This is a genomic window from Cellulosilyticum sp., assembly GCF_982396655.1.
Window position 1 is genome coordinate 1 of sequence record NZ_CEVXFV010000081.1, and the last position, 12254, is coordinate 12254.

Below are 12254 nucleotides of genomic sequence, written 5' to 3' on the forward strand. Positions count from 1 at the left end.
ACGGTGGTGTGAGAGGTCGGATAATCAATTAATGGTTATCCTCCTACTCGATTGCAGAAGTAAGAATATTGATTGAAAATTCTTGTTATTACTGATAAAATAGAACGATACATTCTTTATTACATGGTAAAGATATATTAAGAAAAGAGGGATGAGAATGAAGTTAGCGAAGGTAAGAAGGGGATTAATGCTTTTAATGAGTATATCATTAATGAGTCCAATGGTATTTGCAAGTGAAGAGACTGTAAGTAAAACAGTTGCAACCGCAACAACAGCAGCCTCAGTAGTAGAGGAGAAGTCGAGTGAGACATTAGTGGTAGAAGAAGGGGAAAACATAGACTATGAGGCATTAGAACAGGCAAAGATTCAGCGTATCAAAGCACAAGGAACAGCTTTAGGAATCAGTAAAACTATGGGAAATATTAAAGTAACTGCTGAGTATATCTGGGCAGATCAATATACTTATAAACTGCTTTTAGCTGTAGAGCATGTGGATCAGACACCTTTTTTAGAAGAGGTGTATAGTACATTTAACTTCGGCAACGATTTGATGAGTAAAAGTGAATATGAAAAACAGAAGTTATGGGAGCAGATGCCTGAGAATGTGACCATAGAAGAAGAGGTTAAGGCATTAGCAAAGATTGATGAAGCATTTAAGCCATTTATAAATGAAGATGGTACTGTTGATGAAGAGGGGTATATGGCCTTCCTCTATGGTGGAACAGAAGAAGAGGATATGGTAGGAGAATTTATATCAGGTTCTGCAAGTAGTAGCTTTGGGGAATATAAGGTAGAGAATGCGCCAAGTTATAAAAAATATTTTCTGAAAGAAGGCAGTGTAAATGAGCCGATTGAAGGGGAGATGGTACTAAGTCTTGGCGAGTATCTAGAAGAAAAAGATGTAGAATATACATCTGCAATGGATTTAGTAGCTTATTTAAATGAGCATAAAAATGATGCTTTAAAAACGCAGCCACTAGAGATAGATGAATATGAAGCAGAACACTTAGCAGCATTAAAGGATGAAGATGAAGCCTATTATAAGGAATATATGCAGCAATTGGCAGAGTGCCCAAAGGTATTGTTGACTGAAGGTGGGTTAAAACTGAATTTAGTAGCGGAAATGCCACATTTTTGGATTGACAATATTGGCTTTGTAGATGGGCAGTTACATATGCGCTTAATGGGTGATACCCAAGATGAGTCCTATAGCATCGCATTTATGAATAAGCAAGGTGAATTTGCTGAGACGACCTATGGCATAGGCCAAAGTGAATCAGATGAAAATGGCAAGGCAAAATGTATGTCTTATAGGGCTTATAAAATCAAAGATATAGAAGACCTCAAACAATATACAATGTGCCTTAGCGGAATAGTAGCTGAGGTAAAAACAGAAGATAGTTTTGACTTTGAAATACAAATGGCACCAAAGGCTGCAAAGACCATCCAAGTTGATCAAACAGTGACGCTTAGTGAGACAGAAAAACCTGTGTTAAAAAGTGTAGACCTTACAGATTTATCTGTTGTTTTAAAATTTGATGAATTTAAAAGAGAAATGGAAGATGATTTTCCTATTACACTTATCATGAAAGATGGTAAGCGTATCGTACAAGAATATTCAGATGCCACAAAGATAGGAAAAGATACAGCAACGATTATTTATCAATTATCAGATGAAGTAACAGAGATTGATAAAATTAGTGTAGGTGGGGTAGAAATCAGTGTAAATTAGTATAACAATCAGGGAGATACAGTGGCACGTCCTAAAACGAGAAGACATATAGTATAGTAGAATAACTTATTTGACTATAATACTATGTGGAAGGTGAAAAAATGGCATATACGAGAGCGCAATTTATAGCAAAGGTGGCACCCTTAGCGCAGGCAGACAGTAAACGTTCTAATATTTTAGCAAGTCTTACGATTGCACAAGCCATACTTGAAAGCAATAATGGCAATAGCCGCCTAGCGACAGAGGGAAAATCATTATTTGGCATTAAGGCTACGGGAGCTTGGCGTGGTAAAGTATGGACAGGATATACACTAGAATATTATGACGCAAATAGCACGGTCATTTTAGCAGGTTTTAGGGCATATGATAGCTGGGAAGAAAGTATTGAAGATCACAGTAACTTTTTACGTTATAATGCGCGTTATGCAAAAGTTGTAGGTGAGAAGGATTATAAGAAAGCTTGCCAGTATATTTATGAAGCCGGTTATGCAACAGACCCTAGTTATACGCAGAAGCTCATCAGCTTAATTGAAAGCAATCATTTAGCACAGTATGATGTGAGAGACCTATCAAACACGGTAGATGAAGACTTATTTAATGCATTAAGTAAGATTATAAAGTCAGGGATTACCCTAGAATTTAATAAGTGGAAGCGTACGGATTTAATGACACTTAAAGATGCACCAGCACTTATTTGCAGATTAACAGGTGAGGGGAGCTATGAAAAAGCAGTGGACACACTTGTACAAAAACATATTATTTCACAAAGAAATCTATGGGATAAAAAGACTTATAAGTGTGAGCATGTACGTGCCTTGTTAATCAAATTTGCAGCAAGTTTATAATATGAAAAATAAGCCAATGGCGTAAGCAGAAAAACTTGGGGAGTGAACTGCTGAGCCATTGGCTTATTTTTTGATTTGTACGTTAGAATGTTGTTTGGAATATTTGTTTATGAATGTTTGTTTGATAAAAATTTTTTTGTAAAATTTAAGGTAATTTTATGTTTAAATGTTGTAACGAACATTTGTTCGATTACATATATAAATATATCATATGTATTTTTTTATTTCAAGTATTTTTTGGAAAAAGTTTTAATATATTTTATAGAGAAACCAGCTATAACTTTAAAGAATACATTATATAAATAGGTTTCTCTTAATGATTTCACATGACTAAAAATCATGAATAGCTAAATTTTATAAATGGGAAATCTATAATAAAATATTTAAGTTTAATAGATATAAGGGGGCAATGTTTATGGCAAAGACTAAAAGGGGAAAAGCATTAAAAAGAGATGGATATGGAAGAGGTACTTGTCCTGTATGTCATAGACCTAGGGTGAAACTTGCATGGGAAGTAAAAGAAGGAGATAAAAAGGTAAAAGTTTGTAAGGCTTGTAATACAAGAATATTAAATGGTAAGGAGACACTTAACTGAAAACTATATTCAAACCTTAGTAAAATATGGTATAATCGAAAAAAGCATTCTTATTATTTCATAACTATAGAAAAAAAGGACATGATATATACATAGAAGCTTTGAAATATTAGATTCTAGGAGGAACAACTATGTCAACACCACATAATGCAGCAAAACCAGGGGATATTGCAGAAACAGTCTTATTACCAGGAGATCCATTAAGAGCGAAATTCATCGCAGACAATTTCTTAGAAGATGTTGTACAATACAATACAGTAAGAAATATGTTTGGATATACAGGAACATATAAAGGTAAAAGAATTTCTGTTCAAGGAACAGGAATGGGTATGCCATCAATCGGTATTTATTCACATGAACTTATTCATGTATATGGTTGTAAAAATCTTATCCGTATTGGTTCAGCAGGAAGTATGAGTGCTGAGCTTCCACTTCGTCATATTGTATTTGGTATGGGTGCTTGTACAAACTCTAACTACGCTGTACAATACAACTTACCAGGAACATTTGCTGCAACAGCAAGTTATGAACTTTTAGAAAAAGCAGTAGAAAAAGCTAAAGAAGTAGGTGCTAACTACAAAGTTGGTAATATCCTTTCTTCTGATATTTTCTATAATGCTGATACAACAACTACTGAAAGATGGGCTAAAATGGGCGTTCTTGCAGTAGAAATGGAAGCAGCGGCACTTTACATGGAAGCAGCAGCAGCAGGTGTTAATGCTTTAGCTATGGTAACAATTTCTGATAACCTTATTACAGGTGAAGAAACAACAGCTGAAGAAAGACAAAACACATTTACACAAATGATGGAAATCGCATTACAACTTGCGTAAATCACATATAAAAATAAAAATTTCTTATACGATAAAAGGAGCTAGCCATTGGGTTAGCTCCTTTTATCGTATTATATAGATTTCACATTTATAAACTTTAGTTATTCGTAATCTTAAGCAATGTGAAATCATTGGGAGAAAACAACTTATGTACATGTATATTTCAAGTTTTTAGTTGGTTTCTCAATAATGGGTTATTCATATAAACTGTATTTTTCCCCTTATCTTTAGCAAGATAGAGATTCGCATCAGCCTTTGCAATGACTTCTTTAAAACTGAGCGTTTCATTATATTTAATATAAGCACCAAAACTAGCTGTAACGGAAATAGCAACATCTGCATCTAAAATAGGTGTTGTCTCAATCGCTTGACGCATTCTTTCTAAACGATTGAGTAAAGCCGTATAGTTGGTAAAGTTGTTAAAGAAAATAATAATTTCTTCGCCGCCATAACGTGCCATAAGGTCGTTTGGCCTGGTGAGCTCTTTAATAATTTTAGAAACTGTCTTTAAAACTAAATCACCATAAAGGTGACCATAGGTATCATTGACATGCTTGAAGTTATCAATATCAATCATGACAATTGTATAGTTTTGAGTATCTAGTTGGGCAGTATTATGGAGTGTTTCAAAAAAGTAACGCCTGTTAAAAATACCTGTGAGTACATCAATATTAGCTGTTTCTTTAAGTTTGTTATAGAGCAAGTTGTTTTCAATAGCTACACCGACATGATTGGCTAAAGAAGATAAAAAAGTAGCGTGTTGTGCAGAAAAATACGCCTTTTGTTGATGCTGGATAATAATAAAACCTAGCGTTTCATTATTAACGGTAATAGGAACGCCTAAGCAGGAGAAGACGGGGGTGGCGTGAAGATTACTAGGATAAATAGAGGTTTTACTATTTATAATGAATTCTTTCTCATGATGAAAGGTAATCAGATTTTTCTCGGATTCAATGGAAGGAAATGAGAATTCACTAGGCGTAGCGGGAATATAGTCATTGTTGGTCTTAATATAAATTGTAGAATATTTAGCCCCAAATACACCAATAAGCATATCGTTAATGAGTGGAAATAGATCTTTACTTTTGATATACTGATTGATATATTTACTTATTTCCAACAGGTTGGTAAAAACATTAAGTTTTTCTTCTAAAATAGTAATCTGGCTTGATAAATCAGCAATAGTTTTTTCAGTGAATATTTGGTATTTTTCAAACGCATTGTTGTCCATAAGAATACTCCTTTTGTGAGATACTAGTCCTTTTCCACATGGTGATGGATTTTAAGTTTCTTTTTGACTTTTTGCGTATATTTATGGCATAAAAATTTTTTGTTATATTTGCGATAGGTATAAGAGAGGTCAAAATAAGGTTGTAAATCATCAGGAAAAGCCTTGTGTAATCCTTCATAAATTTTGGCTGCTTCGCCATATTGTTTACAACGGCAATGACATTCAGCAAGATGCATGAGATATTCTTTATGGGTAGGCGCAAGTGAAACAGCCTTTTGAAGAACATTGAGCGCATCTTTATATAAGCCTTCTTCCATAAATACAAGCCCTAAGTTATTATATGCTAGGGCAGAATTAGGCTCTAAAGCAATAAGCTCTAAGTAGCAGAGTCTAGCTTTAGTAAGATTACCTAGCATATGATAGGAATAAGCTTTTAAGTAGACAGCATTAGAAGTAAATTCAGGGGTTTTAGTAATAAGGTCACAGTAGCTGATACAAAGCGTATGGTGGTCTTGTACGGATGCTTTTTTTGCAAGAGGTAATAATGATTTATGAGGATGATAGAGTAAATCTTTATATTCAGTTGCCAAACAAAATGGGACATGTTTTGCTTCTAAAAATTTTTGTAAATGGGTAAGGTCGGCTTGATTGATTTTTTGATAATAATCAATGAAACGACATACCAAATAAAGAGAAGCATTTTTGAAGAGGTGCTCAAGCTGCATTGCAATAAATTGCGTGCAGATTTCATAGGCGCCTAAATCAAAGAGTAATTTCATTTTTTGATAAATGTAAAAAGAAGAGTTATTGCTAAAAACAATAGCTGCATCAATGCATTGAAGAGCTTCTTCAATAGCACCTTCATGGGCGCTTGATAACGCTTTTTGAAAATATGTATGTGGTGTACACTCTATAGTAAGGATTTTTTCTTGCATGATTATGCCTCCTTTATCAAGAAATAATAATGAGTTCATATAGTTATAACGTAATGAATAATTAAATTTTATAAATGTGAAATCTATATAGAGAAACAAAGTAACAAATTAAATTAACTGAATTATCTATATTGTAATGCAAAAAAAGAAGATGTACAATATAAATAGGAAAAAATAAGTAAAATTTAAACAATTAGTAAATAAAAAGGACAGATGAAAAGATTAGAATAGTAGAATAAAAGGAGAATGAGATGGAAATACAAATACAAATTTTACAGTATCTCGAACAGATAAGAACGGAATCATTAACACTTTTAATGACTATGATTACCATGATGGCAGAGACTTTGTTTATTTCAGCTATTATTGCAAGTCTTTATTGGTGTGTGGATAAAGCTAAAAGTAAACGTCTTGCTTGGATGATTTTTTGCAGTACAGGTGTAAATGGTATTGTAAAAAATATTATCAAGATGCCAAGACCGTTTCAAGTAGGTGTGGTATCACCTATTCGTGTACAAACGGCTACAAGTTATTCATTCCCAAGTGGCCATACACAAGCTGCTACAAGCTTTTGGGGAAGTAGCATGCTTGTTTTAAAGCGTAAGCCAGTAATCTGGGTAGGCTGTATTATGATTGCACTTACAGCACTTTCTAGAATGTACCTAGGTGTACATTGGCCAATGGATGTAGTAGGTGGCATTTTGTTTGGGATTGCTAGTATTATCGTAGCCAATAGACTTATGAATGAAGAAGGCGAGATTACTAGATGGCATATTTTAGGGACAAGCATTGCCTTTATTATTGTCTTAATATTTAATGTAGATGGTGATTTATATAAAGCGATTGCCAGCATTTGGGGCTTTTCAGTAGGTGCATTTATCGAGCAGAAATATATCCGGTTTAATCCAATACAACCAAGACGTATACAAATCATAAAGGTGATTGTTGGAATTGTAGGCCTTATTATTTTCCAAGTAGGGTTAAAAAAGATATTCCCAGCAGGTAAGCCTTTTGACATGATTCGCTATGCAATAGTAATGCTTTGGGCGCTTGCTGGCGCACCATACTGTTTTAAGAAATTTACCAAAAGTCATTAAGGAGGTATACTCCTTTTGAAATTATGCATACTAATTAAATAAGGTAGCATAGAAGGAGTGGCTAGAAGATGATGAACATGAGTATTAACTGTGAGGTTACAGAGTGTAAATATCATGATAAAACAGAAAAGTATTGTACATTGAATGCAATTAAGGTAGCACGAGAAAAAAATCAAGAAGGTACTTATACAGGCTGCGCCGATTGTGCCAGCTATGAAAAAGAGTAGTAATTTGTGATGCACTAAGCAGAGAGAATTAAAGAAGCGGCAAGATGCGCTTCACTTTTGAATGGAGGAGATGTTGCGAAGTAAATTTCGTGCATCTCCTTTCTATGTTACAAGATTATAAAATTACAAGGTTATAAGATTATAAGATTATAAGCAAAAAGAGTTTTTTAGGCTGGTGCTAAAATATGGACATCCCTCATATATATAAGATATCTAATAGGAGGGGTGAGATATGAAGCAAAAGAATAATCGGATGATCACAGGAGCATTATATCTCCTTTTGATTTTTTTTGCGGCGCAGGCAGTATATGCTGGGTACAATTACTATACAGGACCCAATAGGGCAGTGGAAAGATATGCGAAGGCTCTAGAAAACGGCAACTATGAGAAAGCTTATAAATTATTAAATGAAGAAAGCATAGATAAAGGCGTCACGTCAAAGCAAATGATTAATTATTATAAAGGGGTTTATGCCAATAAGTTATTACAAGTTCAAAAAGTAGGTAGCATTGTTGTAAAGGGCAGCAATACAGCAAGTTGTAAGGTTGTCTATACTTTTAAAAATCAAAGTAAAGAAGATAAATTGCAGCTTGTTAAGAATAGCAATAGATGGGAGATAGTAAGCCCTTTTAAAACGTCAGATGTGACAATCTATGCACCAGCTTTAGCCAAGGTTTATATCAATGGGAAGAGCGTTTCAAATCAAAATGAAGGAATGTTCATCAAGGAAGGCTTGTTACCAGGAAATTATATGTTACAGGTGACATTTCCTGAAACGGATTATAAGGACTATCATCAGGTGATTAAGATACCAGAACAAACAGAGGTAGTATTACCTTATGATATGGTAAATGTAGGGGTTAAAACTATTAAAGGGATGGAAGTGAGTTTAGGTCAGCTTCAAAAAGTAGCCGGTAAGGCCAAAGTAAACTTTAGCGATATATTGCCAGGAGAATATACATTAACGATAAAGAGTCCTTATGATGTTCTTGAACCGCTTAAGACGGAGATTACAGTAGGGCATACCAATTGTAGTTTAAACTATGAAGATGTAAAGCTTTCAGAAAATGGAAAGAAAAAATGGAAAATGTTTGTGAATGATTTTTATAATGATTATCTAGCGGATATTAAAGAGCAAGAGGCGAACCGTATAAGAGACTACTTTACAGAAGGGAATAAGGCAGCACAACTAGAATTGTTTAATGAATGGTTTATTCAAGATAAAGATATTCAAAATGCGAAGTTAAAGGTAGAGACTCAGGCAGATCAGGTGACACGAGATGGCTACTTACAAGGAGAAATGATGGAAATAGTAGAACTTACAAACCGAGAAGAAGTAGAAGGTGGCATGGAAAATAGAGTCTATCGTCTTGTTTTAAAATGGGATACGCAGATAGATGTGATGAAGGAAAGGTGGCAAATTGTAAATCGTACATTAAAAGAAAGTATAGTTGCTTACCAAAGTGAGGATGGTAGATGGATTCAATACTAAGTGAAATGTAAATTAGTATTGAATGTTTTATAAAAGTTGTTAAAATATATTGTATACCATTATACATAGCCCATAAGTTGGGCGAGGAGGAAAAAGTGATCTACGAATCTGATATGGCAGATAAAGCATCGTTAAGAGAAAGAGTATTTCAAAAGATAAGACAGTCTATATTAGACGGTAAATATAAACCAGGTGATACATTAAGAGAATCAGCTATTGCCAATGAATTAAATGTAAGCCGTACGCCTGTAAGAGAAGCCATTAGGCAATTGGAATTAGAAGGTCTAGTGTATTCAATTCCAAATAAGGAGACGGTAGTATGCGGCATTACAGAAGAAGATGTACAGGATATTTTCATGGTAAGAAGCAAACTAGAAGGAATTGCAGGAAGATTAGCTGCAGAACGTATTACACCAGAAGAACTTGAAAAAATGCAAGAAATCTTAGAACTTACAGAATTTTATGCTAGCAAAGGCGATTTAAGTCGAATTGAGTCTTTAGATCATACATTTCATGACGCAATTTATAATGCAACTAAAAGCAAAATTATCAAACACGTTTTATCAGATTTTCATACTTATATTCAGAAAACAAGAAAGAAATCTATTGCCATACCTGGTAGGGTAAAAGGCTTATTAGAAGAGCACAGTGCTATTTATGAAGCAATTAAAAATAGAGATGGCGATAAGGCAGAAGAGCTTATTAATGCCCATTTAGAAAAGGTTACTCATAATATCCATTTGTCATAAGACGAATGGATATTGTAAGTAACCTTTTGTGTATAAAAAAGGACTTAACACTAAAAATGTCGGAATCTATAAGTTTTTAGTCAGTTTGCGCATAGGGAAAATCGAAAATTGTAGAAAATGTAGAAAAGAGTAAAAAATTACCTATAAATGGAAGTAGTTTCGACAAATAAAACAAGTTAGAAGTCAAAAATCATAAAAAAACATAAATAATAGACAATGAAAAAATGTTTTGTTTAAAATTGTATAAAAAAGTTGAAATTAAAATAAAAAATTGAGGCAATCTTACAGGCACGAGCTTGCTATAATGTACTTGTAACTTCCCCCAGATGTTACAGCAAATATTTAATTATTTGCTACCCCTAGAATAAAATACCTTCTCTCAAGGAGAAAGACCCGTCGTCTTTCTCCGATTTTTTTTGCCAGCAATCCACTATTTTTCCATAGACCTACTAATGCAATACGGGATAGAAGAACGTTATAATAGGTTCAACGCATACCCCCTACACCTAATAAGTGGAAAGGGCATTAGGAGGTAGTAAGATGAAAAACGATAAAAGACATAAAAGAAATATGTTAATAGCTGGTTTATGTGTATTAGTGCTATTTGCTAGTGTGATTTTTGCACAGCATAGTATAGCGCACAAAGTAGGTTATAATGAATTTTTAATAGATATACAAAACAAGCAAGTTGAAAAAGTAGAAATGAGCAATGCCTCTACTTTAAAATTTAAACTTAAAAATGATGAAAAAATTTATACAACAGATAATCCAAGAAGAGATGATTTAAAAGAGGTATTACTTTTAAATAATATAGAAGTTATAGAGAAAGCACAAAATAATGTTTCAACGATTCAATATATTATAAGCACAGGTTTAATGATTGCTATGTTTGCATTTATTTATAAATCTGTAAAACGTCAAACAGGGCAACAAGGTAAGATGAGCATTGGAAATAAAAAAGTACAACCAGAAGAGCTTGTACATGATTTTAGTGATATTGCAGGAAATGAAGAAGCCAAAGAACAAGTAGGTGAGCTCATTGCATTTATGAAAGAGCCAGAGAAATTTGCTAAAATGGGTGCACGTATGCCTAAAGGGTTTATTCTTTATGGCCCTCCAGGAACAGGAAAGACATTGCTTGCTAAAGCTATTGCTAAGGAAGCAGGGGTAGCCTTTTTCTCAGTAAGTGGTTCAGACTTTATGCAAATGTATGTGGGTGTAGGTGCGAGCCGTGTAAGAGAAATCTTTAAAACAGCACGTAAAGAAGGCAAAGCTGTTATCTTCATTGATGAAATTGATGCAATTGGTAAAAAACGTGGCAATGGCAATATGCAAGGCAATGATGAAAAAGACCAAACATTAAATGCACTTTTAACAGAGATGTCAGGTTTCAAAAATGATGAGGGCATTGTAGTAATTGCTGCAACTAATAGACTTGATACATTAGATGACGCATTACTTCGTCCAGGCCGTTTTGACCGCCATATTGAGGTGGGTTATCCTGACCTTAAAGCGAGAGAACAGATTATTAAACTTCACCTTAAAAATAAACCACTTTCAGAAAATGTGGATGTTGCAGCACTTGCGAAACAAACTGTATACTTTACAGGTGCAATGCTTGAAAATCTTTTAAATGAAGCTGCCATTTATGCAGTTTCAAAGGAAAAAAGCTGTATTGACCAAGAGTCAATTGATGCAGCCTTTTACACAGTTGTTGCTGGGAAAGAAAAGAAAGACCGTAGTGGTATCAGTGAAATGGATCAAAGAATCACAGCTTACCATGAAGCGGGACATGCACTGGTTACAAAGCTTATTGCACCAGAAAATAGTGTAACAAAGGTGACAATTATTCCAAGTACAAAAGGCTTTGGCGGGTTTAGTATGAATATCCCTAAAGATAAAATGTATCTTACAAAGATGGAACTTTTAAATAATATTAAAATCAGTTTGGCAGGACGTGCTGCTGAGGAAATTATATTTGGTGCAGAACATGTGACAACAGGTGCCAGCAATGATATAGAAAAAGCCAGTGAATCAATGCGCAACATTATGCTGCGTTACGGTATGGATGGCGCATATGGTCTTGTCAATCTAAATGTTTTAACGGGCAAACAAAGTACAGATGATAAAGCATTTGTGGAACGTAGTATTTCATATATGGAAGAGCTTTACGAAGAAACAAAAGAATTAATTTTAGATTATCAAGATAGGCTTGAGGCTATTGCAGAAAGCTTAATTGAAAAAGAAACACTTAATGAACAAGAAATAGCTAGCTTCTTTTAGAAGCTAGCTCAGGCTGTAGACAATTAACTTTTCCATAGTATTTTACTAGTCTAGAAATAGAAAACAGAGGTAAAAATGGACCTAAACTGCTCTTTTTACCCCTATTTTAATAGATTTTCTTGAATAATCCTCACTTAATTTGTGAGTTTATTTTGGGAAAATTCATTTGTCAACAATCTGGGGCTTCTTATGAAGCCTTTTTTATTTCAAAAAACATAAAAATTGGAGGATTTTA

Annotated in this window: 11 protein-coding genes; 9 read left to right on the forward strand and 2 right to left on the reverse strand. The window is 34.0% G+C overall.

Annotated elements, in window-relative coordinates; genetic code table 11:
* The first annotated feature begins 157 nt into the window (after window positions 1-157).
* The 4 genes from AC1VAQ_RS19895 (at window position 158) to deoD (ending at window position 4005) form a co-directional block, all read left to right on the forward strand.
* Complete coding sequence (locus AC1VAQ_RS19895; protein WP_302600204.1) at window positions 158-1732, forward strand: hypothetical protein; 1575 nt, start codon at window positions 158-160, stop codon at window positions 1730-1732.
* A 101-nt stretch (window positions 1733-1833) separates the two neighbouring features.
* Window positions 1834-2577 (forward strand): glycoside hydrolase family 73 protein, encoded by a 744-nt coding sequence (locus tag AC1VAQ_RS19900; RefSeq protein WP_479904443.1) that lies wholly within the window; start codon window positions 1834-1836, stop codon window positions 2575-2577.
* Window positions 2578-2992: 415 nt separating this feature from the next.
* The gene (locus AC1VAQ_RS19905; protein WP_302600202.1) at window positions 2993-3172 is read left to right on the forward strand and encodes a hypothetical protein; all 180 of its coding nucleotides are present in this window, start codon (window positions 2993-2995) and stop codon (window positions 3170-3172) included.
* 131 nt (window positions 3173-3303) lie between these two features.
* Complete coding sequence (gene deoD / locus AC1VAQ_RS19910) at window positions 3304-4005, forward strand: purine-nucleoside phosphorylase (RefSeq protein ID WP_302600201.1); 702 nt, start codon at window positions 3304-3306, stop codon at window positions 4003-4005.
* 163 nt (window positions 4006-4168) lie between these two features.
* On the opposite strand, the gene AC1VAQ_RS19915 is transcribed toward deoD, so the two are convergent.
* Together AC1VAQ_RS19915 and AC1VAQ_RS19920 are read right to left on the reverse strand one after the other, a co-directional pair.
* Window positions 4169-5236, reverse strand: a complete 1068-nt coding sequence (locus AC1VAQ_RS19915; RefSeq protein ID WP_302600200.1) for a sensor domain-containing diguanylate cyclase — start codon at window positions 5234-5236, stop codon at window positions 4169-4171.
* A 23-nt stretch (window positions 5237-5259) separates the two neighbouring features.
* Complete coding sequence (locus tag AC1VAQ_RS19920) at window positions 5260-6171, reverse strand: tetratricopeptide repeat protein (RefSeq protein WP_479904444.1); 912 nt, start codon at window positions 6169-6171, stop codon at window positions 5260-5262.
* A gap of 251 nt (window positions 6172-6422) precedes the next feature.
* On the opposite strand from AC1VAQ_RS19920, the gene AC1VAQ_RS19925 reads away from it, so the two are divergent.
* The 5 genes from AC1VAQ_RS19925 (at window position 6423) to AC1VAQ_RS19945 (ending at window position 12019) form a co-directional block, all read left to right on the forward strand.
* Window positions 6423-7268 (forward strand): phosphatase PAP2 family protein, encoded by an 846-nt coding sequence (locus tag AC1VAQ_RS19925; RefSeq protein ID WP_303244036.1) that lies wholly within the window; start codon window positions 6423-6425, stop codon window positions 7266-7268.
* Window positions 7269-7336: 68 nt separating this feature from the next.
* Window positions 7337-7495 carry a DUF1540 domain-containing protein gene (locus AC1VAQ_RS19930; protein ID WP_303244035.1) on the forward strand — a complete coding sequence of 53 codons (159 nt, stop codon included), beginning with the start codon at window positions 7337-7339 and terminating at the stop codon, window positions 7493-7495.
* A gap of 232 nt (window positions 7496-7727) precedes the next feature.
* Window positions 7728-8987, forward strand: a complete 1260-nt coding sequence (locus tag AC1VAQ_RS19935; protein WP_302600151.1) for an NTF2-like N-terminal transpeptidase domain-containing protein — start codon at window positions 7728-7730, stop codon at window positions 8985-8987.
* A gap of 95 nt (window positions 8988-9082) precedes the next feature.
* Window positions 9083-9736 carry a GntR family transcriptional regulator gene (locus AC1VAQ_RS19940; protein WP_330697636.1) on the forward strand — a complete coding sequence of 218 codons (654 nt, stop codon included), beginning with the start codon at window positions 9083-9085 and terminating at the stop codon, window positions 9734-9736.
* 540 nt (window positions 9737-10276) lie between these two features.
* Complete coding sequence (locus AC1VAQ_RS19945; protein ID WP_302600150.1) at window positions 10277-12019, forward strand: ATP-dependent metallopeptidase FtsH/Yme1/Tma family protein; 1743 nt, start codon at window positions 10277-10279, stop codon at window positions 12017-12019.
* The last annotated feature ends 235 nt before the right edge of the window (window positions 12020-12254 follow it).

Excerpts from the sequence above, each read along its gene's own strand:
- AC1VAQ_RS19895 (WP_302600204.1), top strand. The coding sequence starts at position 158 with ATGAAGTTAGCGAAGGTAAGAAGGGGATTAATGCTTTTAATGAGTATA.
- AC1VAQ_RS19900 (WP_479904443.1), top strand. The coding sequence starts at position 1,834 with ATGGCATATACGAGAGCGCAATTTATAGCAAAGGTGGCACCCTTAGCG.
- AC1VAQ_RS19905 (WP_302600202.1), top strand. The coding sequence starts at position 2,993 with ATGGCAAAGACTAAAAGGGGAAAAGCATTAAAAAGAGATGGATATGGA.
- deoD (WP_302600201.1), top strand. The coding sequence starts at position 3,304 with ATGTCAACACCACATAATGCAGCAAAACCAGGGGATATTGCAGAAACA.
- AC1VAQ_RS19915 (WP_302600200.1), bottom strand. The coding sequence starts at position 5,236 with ATGGACAACAATGCGTTTGAAAAATACCAAATATTCACTGAAAAAACT.
- AC1VAQ_RS19920 (WP_479904444.1), bottom strand. The coding sequence starts at position 6,171 with ATGCAAGAAAAAATCCTTACTATAGAGTGTACACCACATACATATTTT.
- AC1VAQ_RS19925 (WP_303244036.1), top strand. The coding sequence starts at position 6,423 with ATGGAAATACAAATACAAATTTTACAGTATCTCGAACAGATAAGAACG.
- AC1VAQ_RS19930 (WP_303244035.1), top strand. The coding sequence starts at position 7,337 with ATGATGAACATGAGTATTAACTGTGAGGTTACAGAGTGTAAATATCAT.
- AC1VAQ_RS19935 (WP_302600151.1), top strand. The coding sequence starts at position 7,728 with ATGAAGCAAAAGAATAATCGGATGATCACAGGAGCATTATATCTCCTT.
- AC1VAQ_RS19945 (WP_302600150.1), top strand. The coding sequence starts at position 10,277 with ATGAAAAACGATAAAAGACATAAAAGAAATATGTTAATAGCTGGTTTA.